The sequence below is a fragment of the Pseudoalteromonas sp. MMG022 genome, assembly GCF_021654245.1.
Taxonomy (GTDB): Bacteria; Pseudomonadota; Gammaproteobacteria; order Enterobacterales; family Alteromonadaceae; genus Pseudoalteromonas; species Pseudoalteromonas amylolytica.
Genome location: NZ_JAKFZQ010000002.1, coordinates 55,672 through 70,408 on the forward strand (window position 1 = coordinate 55,672; position 14,737 = coordinate 70,408).

Annotated in this window: 10 protein-coding genes; 5 read left to right on the forward strand and 5 right to left on the reverse strand. The window is 43.0% G+C overall.

Features of this window, described 5'->3' with window-relative positions:
* Positions 1 to 286 precede the first annotated feature (286 nt).
* The 3 genes from L1070_RS01995 to L1070_RS02005 all read left to right on the forward strand — a co-directional run bounded on the left by L1070_RS01995 (position 287) and on the right by L1070_RS02005 (position 6,006).
* Positions 287 to 2,476: a pre-peptidase C-terminal domain-containing protein gene (locus L1070_RS01995; RefSeq protein WP_237124272.1), complete on the forward strand. Its 2,190-nt coding sequence runs from the start codon at positions 287 to 289 to the stop codon at positions 2,474 to 2,476.
* 61 nt (positions 2,477 to 2,537) lie between these two features.
* Positions 2,538 to 4,394 carry a M28 family metallopeptidase gene (locus L1070_RS02000; RefSeq protein WP_237124273.1) on the forward strand — a complete coding sequence of 619 codons (1,857 nt, stop codon included), beginning with the start codon at positions 2,538 to 2,540 and terminating at the stop codon, positions 4,392 to 4,394.
* A 163-nt stretch (positions 4,395 to 4,557) separates the two neighbouring features.
* Complete coding sequence (locus L1070_RS02005; RefSeq protein ID WP_070983052.1) at positions 4,558 to 6,006, forward strand: DASS family sodium-coupled anion symporter; 1,449 nt, start codon at positions 4,558 to 4,560, stop codon at positions 6,004 to 6,006.
* 369 nt (positions 6,007 to 6,375) lie between these two features.
* Here the strand turns inward: L1070_RS02005 and L1070_RS02010 are convergent, their stop codons facing one another.
* A complete protein-coding gene (locus L1070_RS02010) occupies positions 6,376 to 6,909 on the reverse strand; it encodes a hypothetical protein (protein WP_237124274.1) in 534 nt (177 codons plus the stop codon).
* A 690-nt stretch (positions 6,910 to 7,599) separates the two neighbouring features.
* Between L1070_RS02010 and L1070_RS02015 the strand changes: the two genes are divergently transcribed.
* Positions 7,600 to 9,003, forward strand: a complete 1,404-nt coding sequence (locus L1070_RS02015) for a coniferyl aldehyde dehydrogenase (RefSeq protein ID WP_237124275.1) — start codon at positions 7,600 to 7,602, stop codon at positions 9,001 to 9,003.
* Between the two features lie 38 nt (positions 9,004 to 9,041).
* On the opposite strand, the gene L1070_RS02020 is transcribed toward L1070_RS02015, so the two are convergent.
* The 4 genes from L1070_RS02020 to L1070_RS02035 form a co-directional block, all read right to left on the reverse strand.
* The gene (locus L1070_RS02020) at positions 9,042 to 9,779 is read right to left on the reverse strand and encodes a tetratricopeptide repeat protein (protein ID WP_237124276.1); all 738 of its coding nucleotides are present in this window, start codon (positions 9,777 to 9,779) and stop codon (positions 9,042 to 9,044) included.
* Between the two features lie 207 nt (positions 9,780 to 9,986).
* Complete coding sequence (locus L1070_RS02025; protein WP_237124277.1) at positions 9,987 to 10,655, reverse strand: flavin reductase family protein; 669 nt, start codon at positions 10,653 to 10,655, stop codon at positions 9,987 to 9,989.
* A 32-nt stretch (positions 10,656 to 10,687) separates the two neighbouring features.
* Positions 10,688 to 11,446, reverse strand: coding sequence for an SDR family NAD(P)-dependent oxidoreductase (locus L1070_RS02030; protein ID WP_237124278.1), 759 nt, complete (start codon positions 11,444 to 11,446; stop codon positions 10,688 to 10,690).
* The gene (locus L1070_RS02035; protein WP_237124279.1) at positions 11,439 to 11,822 is read right to left on the reverse strand and encodes a DUF393 domain-containing protein; all 384 of its coding nucleotides are present in this window, start codon (positions 11,820 to 11,822) and stop codon (positions 11,439 to 11,441) included. Before L1070_RS02035 ends, L1070_RS02030 begins: the two co-directional genes overlap by 8 nt.
* A gap of 120 nt (positions 11,823 to 11,942) precedes the next feature.
* On the opposite strand from L1070_RS02035, the gene ppc reads away from it, so the two are divergent.
* Positions 11,943 to 14,576: a phosphoenolpyruvate carboxylase gene (ppc, locus tag L1070_RS02040; protein ID WP_237124280.1), complete on the forward strand. Its 2,634-nt coding sequence runs from the start codon at positions 11,943 to 11,945 to the stop codon at positions 14,574 to 14,576.
* Positions 14,577 to 14,737 lie beyond the last annotated feature (161 nt).

Genomic DNA, 14,737 nt, shown 5'->3' on the forward strand with positions numbered 1-14,737 from the left:
TTTCATGTATCACAGTTGTTAATGTTTGTAACTTCATCTTTACGTTTTTACCCAAAAAATCACGATAAGATTTTTAGGTGCTTCATAACTGTATGTTTTTTAAATTTATATTTTTTATTTCTGAAGTGTTTATTTTTTGTTAAATAGATTGCTTTTTTTTTGTTCACTCGTCTACTCTGGATAAGGTGGTGAAACAGCACCACTGAAATCAAAGCTTGAATAAGAAGCTTGAATAAAAGTCAGGAACCTGACGGATACAACATAAACAACAAATTGGAGCGTAAACGTGAAATTATCACATATCACTTTAGCCACACTCTCAGCGCTAGCATTAGCGCAAGCAGGTACAGCATCGGCTGCAAGCAAGCAGTTTCTAAATCAAAATACAAATGTCCTCAATGTCGTCAATTCTCAAGCGGCTGGTGTATTGTCATCTCAGCCTGCACAGGTACTAGGCTTGGGCAACGACAGTGAACTGATACTGCTTAAAGAGTTTAAACAACCTAATGGCGGTGTAACACGTCGTTACCAACAGATGTATAAAGGTATTCCCGTTGTTGGTGATACAGTGATTTTATCATTTGATAAAAATGAGCAGTTAAAATTTGCACACGGTGCTGCGGTATATAATATCGCTGCTGACGTACCATCTGTTACACCAATGCTTGATAAAGCGATGGCAATGGCAAGTGCTGAGCAAGCGCACGGTATAGCGGCTGTGAATGCACAGGGCAAAAAGCTTGAAAAGCACAACGAGTCTTCAAAGTTAGTTGTATGGGTTGATCCTAAAAGTCAAAACGCACACTTAGCGTATGAAATCGAATACGTTGTTTATGGTGACAGCCCATCTCGCCCATATCAAATTGTGGACGCTAACACGGGTGAGGTTTTATTAAGCTATGAAAACCTGCAACACGCTGATGCAACAGGCCCAGGTGGTAATGCCAAAACGGGTAAATACATGTATGGAACAGACTTTGGCTATTTAGATGTGGCTCAATCTGGCAGCACATGTACGATGAACAACGCAAATGTTAAAACTATCAACCTTAATCATGGCTCTTCAGGGTCAACGGCTTATAGCTTTACATGCCCAGAGAATACACATAAAGAAATTAATGGTGCGTACTCTCCTTTAAATGACGCACATTACTTCGGCAATGTTGTGTTTAACATGTACAACGACTGGCTAAATACAGCTCCGTTGTCATTCCAACTTAAGATGCGTGTTCACTACGGTAACAGTTACGAGAACGCATTCTGGGATGGTAGCGCTATGACCTTTGGTGATGGTAAAGATAGATTCTATCCTTTGGTTAGCTTAGATGTTTCGGCGCACGAAGTCAGCCATGGTTTCACAGAGCAAAACTCAGGCCTTGTATACAGTGGTAAGTCGGGCGGTCTAAATGAAGCTTTCTCTGATATGTCAGGTGAGGCTGCTGAGTTTTACATGAAGGGTACAAACGATTGGTTAGTTGGCCAAGAAATTTTCAAAGCCAATGGCGCGCTTCGTTACATGAACAATCCAACTCAGGATGGTCGTTCGATTGATCATCAATCTGATTACACTTCAGGTATGGATGTTCACCACAGTTCAGGTGTGTTCAACAAAGCGTTTTATAATCTAGCAACTACGACAGGTTGGGATACAAAAAAAGCTTTCTTAGTGATGGCAAGAGCTAACCAGATGTACTGGAGTGCGAGCACGAACTGGGATCTAGCAGGTAATGGTGCGATTGATGCGGCCTGTGACTTAGGTTTTAATACTGACGACGTAAAAGCAGCACTTGCTGCTGTGGGTGTAAACTCAGATGCAAGCTCAGGTAGTGATTGTGGTGGACCTGTTACCGATGAAGAAATCTTCAACGGCGTACCTCGCACTGGCATTTCAGGCGCTTCAAAAGAACAGCAGTTCTTTGTTATGAATGTACCTGCAGGTGCATCGAATCTACAGTTTGCAACTTCTGGTGGCACAGGAGACGCTGACTTGTATGTGAAGTTTGGCTCACGTCCTTCATTAAATACTTATGACTGTAAGAGCACTAGCTCTACCTCAACTGAAACTTGTGCTATCAGTGCGGCCCAAGAAGGTACTTACTTCGTCATGGTAGAAGCTTGGAACCAAATCTCAGGCGTTACCCTAACAGGTAGCTATGGTGATGGTGAGGGTCCAACGCCAATCAATCGTACAGAGTCTGATATTTCGGTTGCTCGTAGCGATTGGGTGCGTTATACCCAAGAGCTAACAGCTGGTTACTCATCGTTAGAAGTAACAATCTCAGGTGGTACGGGCGATGCTGACTTGTATGTAAACTTCGGCTCTGAGTCAACAACCTCAACTTACCAATGTCGTCCTTATAAAAATGGCAACGAAGAGACTTGTACTATTACCAACCCACAAGCGGGCACTTGGCACATTGACCTACGTGGCTACTACGCTGCAAGCGGTGTTACGCTGAATATCAAAGCAAATTAATCTACAAAGTGACACAGGGGGCTTCGGCTCCCTTTTTTATGCAACTGTAAAGGAAATAAACATGAAAACCGCATTGAAACTGCCCTTTATTGGCGCCAGCATTTTTGCAAGCTTTGTAGGGATGGCTGAGCAGCCAAACGACAATGTATGGGTGACAATAGGTCCACAAGCAGCTGGACATTTTCAGTTAAAAAGCATGCTTGATGGAGATACAGTAAAAAAATATGCCACCGAATTAAGCACGGTAAATTTGATGCAGGTTAACTTAAATAAAGTTAACGAGCTAAGTACTTTCATGCATGATAACTACCATCGCTGTGGTGGCTTTGTTGCTCATGAATCATATGACGAAGCACAACAATATCTAAAACAATTGTCTTTGGTCGATCAAGGCTTAGTGAGCGCACAAACCGTTGCTTACAGTATTGATAACCCTGATCGTGTGAACGCGATGCTAGGGCAAATCACAGCCAACAACTTAACCAACACGGTTAATACTATGAGTGCGTTTCATAACCGTTATTACACGCAACAAACCGGTGTTGATGCTGCCCAGTGGCTAAAAGACCATTGGCAACAACTTAGTGCTTCACGCAGCGATATTAGCGTAGATTCCTACGCGCACAGTTGGTCTCAGTCTTCTGTTGTGGTAACCATTCCCGGTAGTGAAAAAGCAGATGAAATCGTTGTAATTGGTGGACACTTGGATTCAATTAACTCTTCAAGCCCAAGCTCAGGTAGAGCACCCGGTGCAGATGACAATGCGTCGGGTATTGCCGTGTTAACAGAAGCTCTGCGGGCGGTGGTTGCGACTGACTTTAAACCAAAACGTACCATTCAGATCATGGGCTTTGCTGCTGAAGAAGTGGGCCTGAGAGGTTCTAAAGCGATAGCTCAAGCTTACAAATCACAAAATAAAAATGTTGTAGGCATGGTGCAATTTGATATGACGGGCCGAAATGGTAGCGTACAAGACATCGTTATGATGACCGACTACACCAACAGTGCGCAAAACCAATTTCTAGGCCAATTGATAGATACATATTTACCTGCAATTAGTTATGGCTACGACCAATGTGGTTATGGTTGTTCTGATCATGCCTCTTGGTACCAACAAGGCTATGCTGCCTCGATGCCATTTGAATCATCCATGTCAGACGTCAACCGTAAAATACACACTATTAATGACACGGAGTTTGATTCCACTCATGCCAGTAAATTTGCAAAACTTGCCGTTACCTATTTAGCTGAATTAGCCAAAGACGCGGGTAGCGTTGACCCAGAGCCGGACAATAAGCTAGAAAATGGTGTGGCAAAAACAGGCATCTCAGGCGCTGCTAAAGCACAGATGTTTTATACCTTAGAAGTACCTGAAAATAGCAGTAACTTAAATTTTGTGACAGCAGGTGGAACAGGTGATGCGGACTTGTATGTGAAGTTTGCCTCGCAACCGACGTTAAATAGCTATGATTGCAAGAGCACGACCTCCAGCAGCAACGAGCGTTGTGATATCAGTAATGCTCAGGTGGGTACTTATCACGTGATGGTGGAAGCTTGGAATGAAATTAGCGGTGTAAGCCTCACTGGCAGTTATCAAACCAATGGCGATGGTCCAACACCAATTAACCGCGAAGAAACTAACCTAAGCGTTAACCGCGGTAGCTGGTTGAACTTTGAACAAGCACTGGATGCAGGCTATTCGAATCTGACGGTAAGTATTTCTGGTGGCTCAGGTGACGCTGACTTGTATGTGAAACACAATGGTCAGGTTTCCGATACGGTGTATGACTGCCGACCATACAAAAATGGTAATTCAGAGTCATGTAGTTTTGATGCACCAGCCTCAGGCACTTGGTACATAGGTATTAAAGGTTATAGCGCCAGTAGTGGTGTGACACTCACAATTAGTGCTCAGTAGCGCTGCATTACATTGCACAATAAATACGGGCAGAAACACCGCCCGTATTTTTCTTTAACGATTTATTCACTTTTAGGCTTGTTGTCAGCTACTTGCTCCTTCATACTTTGTCCAAAATGTGCTTATACACTAGCGCCAAGAAAAAGTAGTTGGCTATCCTTTTATGACAGAAATAAAAAATAATAACTTTAATATCAATATATTGTTGCTCTGGCTTGCACCAGCCTTGTTTTTAATCACTTGTATCACACAACCTCCTACGGGATTGAGTCCACAAGCGTGGAGTACGGCGGGGTTGGCGATTTGGCTGGCGATTTGGTGGGTGAGTGAAGTAGTTCCCATTCCTGTGACTTCTTTAGTGCCTATCTTAGCGGTGCCATTGGCTGGGATCAACGATATCAAAGCGGCAACCAGTCTCTATGCCCACCCACTTATATTTTTGTTTTTAGGTGGGTTTTTGATTTCTATCGCGATGGAAAAATGGCAATTACATAAACGAATTGCGCTGCACACTATGCTGCGTTGTGGCAACAATGCTCGGGTGCAAATCTTAGCAATGATGCTAGTGAGTGGCTTTTTATCTATGTGGATCAACAACACGGCAACCACCTTGATGATGCTACCCATCGCGCTCTCTGTTATCCATGTTCTTCAGGAAAATAAAAGCAATTGTGATAACTACGGTAAAGCTCTGTTATTAGCAATCGCTTATAGCGCCAGTATCGGTGGGGTAGGGACATTAATAGGTACCGCGCCTAATGCGCTGATGGCGGCATATTTGTGGGAAAGCTATCAGATAAAAATTGGCTTTGCACAATGGATGGCTTTCGCTGCGCCTTTTAGTGTACTGATGATAGTGCTGTCATGGTATTGGCTGACGCGCTTTGCATTTAAGATAAAAGTAACCTCAAGCGACGTTGATTTAGCGCAGTTGTTTGCTAAGCAGTTAGATTCTTTGGGTAAAATGTCTGTTGCTGAAAAAAACGTGTTTGCGGTATTCGTTTTCGCCGCGGCTAGTTGGATCTTACGTCCTTACTTGGCTCAATGGACGGGGTTGAATATCACGGATACTGGCATAGCTATCGCCGCCTCATTGTTACTATTTGTATTGCCCTCAGGTTCCAAGGGGCAAAAAATCATGGATTGGCAATCAGCAAATCAGCTGCCTTGGGGGATTTTACTCCTGTTTGGTGGCGGATTGACGCTAGCATCGCAAATTAAGAGCTCTGGTTTGGCCGATTATGTTGCAAACTCATTGGCTGGCGCCTCTGCGGTTCCTCTTATTATCGGCGTGCTGTTGGTTGCTGCCCTAATCTGTTTCTTAACCGAGCTTACCAGCAATACGGCAACAGCAGCAGGGTTTTTACCCTTGTTAGGCCCCATTGCGGAACAAATAGCAGGTACACCATTAATTTGGGTGATCCCGGCCGCCATCGCCGCCAGTTGCGCGTTTATGATGCCCGTTGCAACTCCACCCAATGCGATTGTATTTGGCTCCGGTGAGATCAAAATTAGAGAAATGATCAAAGCGGGCTTTGCTATGAATATTTTAGCAATTGTACTTATCACCGCGCTTACCATGACATGTGGTGCATGGCTGTTTGGTTACTGAGTCAACCATATGTGCTTCACATAGCTATTTTGTGCTGCCAAAGAGTTTCTAAGCTTGCTGGTTAAATCAAGCTTAGGCTTCGCGGCCTAATAGCTATGTAGGTTTAACCCGTGGAGGCTGTTATGAGCGAAAAACAGATAGTCGAGTTAACACATTTTTGGACAGAGATGTGTTAGAGGTGAAGGACGGCTTTGTGCCAAAAACGGACCTACAAGGCGCGAACATGAAACTCTGTTGGGTGGCGCCTTCGGCTTAACCAACCTACCAGTTGGCGTAGGTCGGCATAAGGCGCGCAGCGCCGCCATCCGACAAAAATGATGAGTTTGCTTAGAAAGAGCCTGACCTATCGTATTTAGAAAACAAATCGGCTTATCGCATTTTAGTGCTTTTCATCAGAGGTCTCATAATCACCTCTGATAACATATCGCACTTAGCACACTTAATATTCAGCGTTTGATTGAAGCGCAAGTCTTGAAAGTATCTGATAGGAACTTCTAAGTTTTCATCGCAGCCTGAGCATGAAAACTTAATAATGTTTCTAATCACTTCAAAGCCATCATTTTTATTCTTTTGAATGACGTAGCTTTCTTTGCACTCTGGGTTTATACAGCTTAAAACTGTTTTACCGAGCAAGCTTTTTACAGGTCGTTTTAGTTTGGTCTTACATGCGGAGCAATTAAAGCTATATTCTTCTCCGAAAGAGCCTCCCATCAATAGGTTGCCTTTAATATCAGAAAGAAATGAAATAACGTCTACGACTTTCTTTCTGATACGGCCTTTTTCGCCATAAATATCAATATTTCCAGAGGATATGCTTGGCAGTGGAATATGTAAAGCAACGTTAGATACACCATTCCACAGGCTATGTAGTCTATTAAACTTAAGTTCCGATTGAGTACCCAAAGGGGTGTATTCTATCGATTCAAATTCTTCTCTCGTTTCTGGAGATCTACCATTTATTTTTTCAGTTGATATTGATATCGAGAACTCTTTTGAAACATGGTCATCAATTTGATCTGAAATTTGTTTAATGATGTGTTTGGGCTGCCAGTTTTTAAGTCATTTTGTGATAGGTATGATAGGTATGATAGGTAGAGTTTAAACCGTTCGTAGCACAGGTATTCTAATGTAAGTCTACATTCTAAAGCAGCATAAGTAAGGCTCTGTTCAGTATCTTGTTCTAAAAGTGCATTTATGAGTTCGATTCTTTTGGCTATATCCAACACTAAAAAGCTCCTTGGCTAAATATTCAAAACAGTTTGTTATTTCGGCCATGCAAGCGAGTTTACCTTTTAGGGTCGGAAAGTCCGATGTCTGCAATTCGCTCAAAACAGACCTTTGATATAAAAATGTTAACCCATCTTGGGGCAGAAACGAGCTAAACCAAAATGTCCGCTTCCGGCACATATCCGATATCTAACAATAAAAGTAATCAAATCATGTGTTGAAACGAGCTAGTTGTAGGTTTACATCTGAAAACCTCACCCTGTGTAACACTCTCACCTTTGTGTGTATGGCCATATAAAGTGAATATATTGCGTTCTTTTGAGCGCTTGTTATAGTGGTCTAATCACTAATATGGATATATAGCATATGCAAGTAGAGTCATTATCAGAGCTAAATAAACAACTTATGTCACTGCAGGCTGGTTTTTTGCAAGAGCCCTACAGGAGCTATCAAGCAAGGTGTGAGTTGTTGAACACACTTAGGCGTCGTGTTGTTGATAACAGTGACGCCTTGGTTGCAGCCGCTGATAAAGACTTTAATGGCAGAACTGAGTTTGATTCCATTTTTGGGGATGTAATTCCAACACTGAGTGTGTTTGACTACATTTTAAAACACCTAAAAAGATGGATGAAGCCTGACAAAAGGCAAGCCGGCTTTTTGCTGTGGCCGTCAAAAGCACATGTGCAATATACGCCAAAAGGTGTTGTGGGTGTGATTGCGCCATGGAACTACCCAATACAACTGGCATTAACGCCTGTCATTACGGCACTGGCAGCGGGCAATAGAGTGATGCTAAAGCTCAGTGAATTTACACCTAACGTAAATCAGGTCATTAAAGATATATTTGCTGATGTACAAGAGCATTGTATTGTGGTGGAAGGAGATCATCACGTTGCTGCGGCATTTTCAAAATTGAAGTTCGATCATCTATTTTTTACAGGTGCCAGTGAAATCGGCAAAAAGGTCATGGCTGCAGCCGCTGAAAACTTGGTGCCTGTGACATTAGAACTTGGTGGTAAATCGCCGGTGATTGTGGCTGATGACGCAGATATTGCCCACACAGCTAGAAGCATATTGTTTGGTAAGTTACTCAATGCGGGGCAAATATGTGTAGCACCCGATTATGTCATGGTTACAAAGCAATGCGCACAGCCGCTGATTAATGAATTAAAGGCGTGTTACCAAGCCTACTATCCAGATCAGGAAAATGACTCAAAGATAACCAGCATCATCAATGAAAAGCAATTCAATCGTCTGCATCAGGTGTTACATGATGCGCAAGAAAAGGCTGCGACTATATGGCCGCCAATTAAGACGCAGTATCAGCCTCAAAGGATGGGGTTACATTTAATCACAGACGTCAAAGAAGATATGGCCGTGATGCAAAATGAGATATTTGGGCCTCTCTTACCGATTGTGATTGTAGATAATATTGATGCCGCTTTGCGAAAAGTGGAGCTAGGTGAGCGGCCACTGGCAACATACCTGTTCAGCAATGATGACAACTTAATAGATAGGGCGAACAAAACCATACGTACTGGCTCTCTTGCAATCAATGAGGTTGTTCTTCAGGTTACCGTTGAAGATTTACCTTTTGGTGGAGTAGGGAACTCTGGTATGGGTCAATACCATGCAAAAGAAGGGTTCTTGACTGTGAGCCACGCGAAAAGCATTTTGCATAGCGATAGAAAAACTCAGCTACGAACCAAGCTTATGGTGAAGCAATCTAAGATACTGATTAATTTAGTTAAAAAGTTGATGCTTAAATAGTTAGTCAATGGGCAAAGCCATTGACTAACTATTTAATTCTAGTAAGCAGCTTTGCGGGGCCTTGCTTCTGGGATGTACTTACGTTCTTGAATTTTATAGTAAATATCAGTGGCTTTTTCAGTCGCTCGCTCAATTTGTGAAGGAGATAACTGTTGTTCATCCAATTGTCGGCTTTTGGCCGCTTGACGGCTGCCGTTATATTCAGCAACAGTATTCCAAATATAAGACTTTTCAATATTTTTGCTAACACCAAGCCCCTGATAATACATCAAGGCTAAATTGAACTGGGCAAGGGTATAATTGCTCGCTGCGGCTTTTTCATACCAGTCCATCGCAATGTGATAATCTTTAATGACACCATCACCGTTGGTATACATTACGCCTAAATTGAATTGTGCTGCTGCTAAGTTCTTGTTAGCTGCACGCGTATAGAGTTCGACAGCCTTTTGCTTATCTTGTTTTACCCCGTCGCCATTTTCATACATAACAGCTAAGTCAAACATGGCATCGGCGACACCCGTATTAACGGCATCTTGAAATAGCTGCGCTGCTTTACGAAGGTCTTTTGGAACCCCATGACCACCTTGGTACATTTTGGCCAACTCGTAAATACCTGGACCATAGCCCATATCTGCTAGGTATCGAAATTCCTTAAGCGCTACCTCAAACTGACCACTGTTAGCGGCTTCAATCCCTGATTCTAGGCTTGCACTACTGGGTGCTGCCCAAGCTAACATGCCGATACATACGGCGAGTCTCACTCTTGAATACCACATGTTATGCCTCCTGAATATTTCATAATGCTGGTTGTATTTAGAATACCAAAACTCAATAAAAGTTTGGATCACCATAATACAAACAAAGTAATATATTGGACCACTAATCGTAAGCTAAGTGCAAGTAAAGATTAAAACCTTAGCTGTTAAAACATGGCTTCAGGGCGCATTTGGTACTTTATTAGCCATATTTATACACACTCTGTATCAAGGTTCTTTTTGAGCCTTGAGTTTGGGTGATACAGCTACATGCGATAGTGGTTTATCACACTTTGCATAGCTTAAACGCGCAAGGGCGCTTGTACTGTGGTATCTATCTAGCCCACTGAGTGTCACGGTATTTAAACGCTCTAAATCTACAAAGCCATCATCACAGTATGCAAGGTCGTCTTCTAAGTAAATATCTGTGATTTGACCTATTACCAGTTCTGTTTGGTTTAACTCTATGGTTTGAGTGCTCATAAGTTTAACTGCAATTTTTAGTTTGCTTTGCAAAACAAAGGGCGCTTTACATGAACCTTTGTATTGAGCCTGCAAGCCAACGGCATCAAACTCAGAAATATGCTTGTCGTAACGAGCGGAGGTTTGGTGTGCTTGTTCAATTATTTCATTATGTACATGATTGATAGTATAAACACCTGTCTCAATTATATTTTCTAGTGTATGCCTAGGCACAGAATGGGGACGAATGATCATACCTATCAGTGGCGGATTCGCACCAATATGGAACACAGAACTGACAATGGATAGATTTTCTTGCCCACGCTTATCAGCAGTACCGATGAGGTTTGCGCTTTTAAAACCACTCAGTGAGTTAATTAAATTTACACGGGTTAACTTGTCTAGATTGTCGATATCGGTTGAACAAATATGCATAAACTTTCCTGTAAGAATCGAGAGAACCACTTTTACCAATTAATCGCTTTACCTTGCCAGTCAATGTAGTCAACTTGGCCATTGATAACTCGTTGGGTGAGCAAATCGCTTAATTGCCCAGCTACAAATTGTGGGTCGAACAACTTGCCGTTAGGGACATTTTTTTGAAAGGGTTTAGACAGAGGGGTGTCGGTTGTACCCGGATGAAAGAGTACACATTTACAATGTTTAGCACGACGAGCCAGCTCAATAGCGAAGGTTTTTACCGCCATGTTTAACGCAGCTTTGCTCGCGCGATAACCATACCAGCCTCCGAGTGAATTATCATCAATACTGGCAACTCGCGCACTGAGACAAGTGAGCACACATTTGCTGGAGTGGCCCAAGTGTTCACCAATATATTTAAGCCAAAGCAGTGGGGTGATGGTGTTCACTTGAAATAGCCACTGCAAATAGTCACTGTGAATGTCTTCCAAGCGTTTTTCTGGTTTGAAGTGGGCATTATGAAGCTGGCCATTGAAAATAGTGACGCTTTGAGCATTGGTAATTTGGGCTGCAATGGTTTTGACGGTTTTGGTAATTTCAACTGGCGAGTTATCGCAAACGATATGCTCATGAAACGCCTTAAAAGATTCGCTTTGGCATGCGTCATCATATTCGCTTAGATCTTCCAGCGCGCTTCGACTAATCGTGATGATAGGATGCTGTGGATAGCGTTTATGTTGCTCGCTTATAAATGCTTTGGCAATAGCACTGCTTGCGCCAATAATGATGATTGCAGAGTTAGTCATTGAGATCACACCTTTGATTCTGACAGCGGTTTGGTAATAACAGGTGAGACAAACGCATACGATTTCTGGCAAAAAGCCAGTAACAGCTATCGGCAATCCAACGTATGGGCCGAATACGCAACACTTTAAGCCAGCGATGTTTGCCAACGATTTTCCAGGCTTGATATGTCGCATCTAGGCCCAGAAAAATCTGTCCATCATCGCTTTGCGCATGCAATATGCGTAGCGCTTTGCATTTATCTATGTGTGGATAGTGAGTTGCAAAATTTTCGTCATGCAAGTCAATTAGCATGATTTTTTTGTGGTGATCGAACTGGTGTAGTTTCTTCATTTCAGCGACGCACAATGGGCACCGACCATCATAAAATATTTTCATATCAAATCGTTGACTAACTTTGTTAGAGTAACTTACGTTAAAAACGAACAAACAGATCGCTCGTAAATCGAATTAATCTCGGTATAGTGAGTAGTATAAAATATCGACAAAGGATGCATCATGACTGAGCAATATCAAACATTACGTACAAATGTCAGTATGTTGGGGGAGTTGCTAGGAAAAACTATCAAGCAAGCCCAAGGCCAAGAAGTGCTCGATAAGGTTGAGCAAATCCGTAAGCTTTCAAAATCATCTCGCAGTGGCAACGAGCAAGATAGAGCCTTACTTATCGAAACTTTACACGCACTTACCGATGAAGAATTATTGCCTGTTGCGCGTGCCTTTAACCACTTTTTGAATCTTGCGAATGTCGCTGAGCAATTCCATACCATTTCGAAACAAGGCGCACCGCAAGGGGCACTGAGTGCGTTGAAGCACACGCTAAGCGAACTTAAAGTGCAAGTTAATAATGGTAAACTTAACCTCAATGAGGTGGCGGATGCGGTTGCCAATTTGAAAATGGATCTTGTGCTTACAGCCCATCCGACGGAGGTAACAAGGCGCACCATTATCAGTAAACACGTTGAATTGAGTGAGTGTTTAGAGGCCTTAGAACTGCACGAGCTTGACGAACATCACAAGGACTATTTGTACAATAGAATAGAACAACTGATCAGTCAGGCGTGGCATACCAATGACATTCGAGACAAGCGACCAACCCCTCTCGATGAAGCAAAATGGGGTTTTGCTGTTATTGAAAACAGCCTGTGGCATGCCGTACCTTTGTTTATCAGGCAATTTCATCGTTATAGCAATGAAATTCTTGAGCTTAATTTGCCACAAGACTTTTCTCCCGTTTCTTTCACATCGTGGATGGGAGGAGACAGAGATGGCAATCCTTTTGTGACCGCTCAAATTACCCAAACGGTTCTAGACCATGGACGCTGGATGGCGCTTGATTTGTACTACAGAGATTTAGATAAACTCAGTGCCGAACTCTCAATGCACTGCGCAAGCGATGAATTGAAAGAGCAAGTGGGCTCACATAATGAGCCATATCGATATTTACTCAAAATTCTCAAAGCGCAAGTGAGCGAAACCATCGCAGCATTGGAGCATAAAATCAAACAGGAGCCGAGTAAAAAGCAAGACAAAATAACTCATGTATCACAATTAAAAGCACCGTTGGAGCTTATCTACCGCTCATTGACGCAGGTGAACATGGGAGTGATAGCCAATGGCCTGCTGCTAGATGTTTTGCGCCGTCTCAATTGTTTTGGCATAAATCTGTGTAAATTAGACATAAGACAAGATTCCGCTCGCCATACTGAAGTCTTCAGTGAACTCACCGGTTACTTGGGATTGGGCAAGTATGCGGATTGGTCAGAGCAAGACAAACAGGCGTTTTTACTTGCTGAACTTAACTCTCGACGCCCCTTGCTCCCAAAACATTGGCGCCCAAGTAGTAATGTGCAAGAAGTGTTAGATACCTTTGAGGTTATTGCCAATCAAGATGCGCAGGCGCTGGGTATCTACATTATTTCTATGGCGCAGAATGCATCTGATGTATTGGCGGTTGAATTACTATTACAAGAAAGTGGTTGTAAGTTCAAAATGCCTGTTGCGCCGTTGTTTGAAACATTAGATGACCTTAATCGCAGCGCGGAAGTGATGACTCAGCTGTTTGCGCAATCATGGTATCGTCAACACATTAACCGTAAACAGTTTGTTATGATTGGCTACTCAGACTCCGCCAAAGATGCTGGGATGATGGCAGCAGGATGGGCGCAGTACAGCGCCATGGAAAAGCTGGTGGAACTGTGCGATAAGCAAGACATAGAGCTGAATTTGTTCCATGGGCGTGGCGGTACAATTGGTCGCGGTGGGGCGCCTGCCGCACAAGCGCTTCGTTCTCAGCCGCCAGGCTCGCTTAAAAATGGGCTACGGGTAACAGAACAAGGTGAAATGATCCGCTTTAAGTTTGGTTTGCCAAAAGTGGCCGCCCAAAGCTTGGCGATATATAGTAGTGCCATTATTGAAAGTAACCTTTTACCACCACCACAACCTGAGGTGAGTTGGAAAGAGGTTATGGCGCTAATTACAGAGGCATCTTGCGCGCATTATCGCAGTATCGTACGCGAAGATCCGCAGTTTGTACCGTATTTCAGAATGGCAACACCTGAGGTTGAACTGGCCAAGCTACCACTTGGGTCAAGACCTGCTAAGCGTAACCCGCAAGGTGGTGTGGAAAGCCTCAGAGCGATCCCTTGGATCTTTGCTTGGAGTCAAAACCGTTTGATGTTGCCAGCGTGGTTAGGGGCATTACAAGGTTTACAAGCAGCGGTGGATCGCTATGGAGAACAAACGCTAAAACATATGAGCACACAATGGCCATTTTTCAGAACTCGTCTAGAAATGTTGGAAATGGTATTTTGCAAAGCGGATAGCTGGCTCAGTGAACATTACGAGCAGGGGCTTGTGGATGACGAATTAAAGCCTCTAGGCCAAAAGCTTAGAAATGAACTTGAGCAAGTGCGGGACTTGGTACAAAGACTCGCCCCAGATTCAACGTTGCTATCGGCTCAACCATGGATAAAAGAGTCTATTGCATTGCGCAACCCTTATACCGACCCACTCAATGTATTACAAGTGGAGTTGCTAAATCGAGCTCGAACAGGTCACAGTGCAGACATAGACAATGCACTGATGATCACAATGACTGGCATAGCCGCAGGTATGCGTAACACGGGCTAATCACAAATAATTAACGGTCATTGACAAAAGGGTGAGGTAAAACTCATCCTTTTGGGTTGTTTATTTGTATTTGTATCGTTTTTTATGGTTAATTTATTGACATTGTATCTAGCTAACATAAAATCGTTCACTGGTTATACCAGATGGCTTTTTTATTGCTC

Coding starts and splice junctions, on each gene's coding strand:
- L1070_RS02015 (WP_237124275.1), top strand. CDS start 7,600: ATGCAAGTAGAGTCATTATCAGAGCTAAATAAACAACTTATGTCACTG.
- L1070_RS02025 (WP_237124277.1), bottom strand. CDS start 10,655: ATGCATATTTGTTCAACCGATATCGACAATCTAGACAAGTTAACCCGT.
- L1070_RS02020 (WP_237124276.1), bottom strand. CDS start 9,779: ATGTGGTATTCAAGAGTGAGACTCGCCGTATGTATCGGCATGTTAGCT.
- L1070_RS02005 (WP_070983052.1), top strand. CDS start 4,558: ATGACAGAAATAAAAAATAATAACTTTAATATCAATATATTGTTGCTC.
- ppc (WP_237124280.1), top strand. CDS start 11,943: ATGACTGAGCAATATCAAACATTACGTACAAATGTCAGTATGTTGGGG.
- L1070_RS02000 (WP_237124273.1), top strand. CDS start 2,538: ATGAAAACCGCATTGAAACTGCCCTTTATTGGCGCCAGCATTTTTGCA.
- L1070_RS02030 (WP_237124278.1), bottom strand. CDS start 11,446: ATGACTAACTCTGCAATCATCATTATTGGCGCAAGCAGTGCTATTGCC.
- L1070_RS02035 (WP_237124279.1), bottom strand. CDS start 11,822: ATGAAAATATTTTATGATGGTCGGTGCCCATTGTGCGTCGCTGAAATG.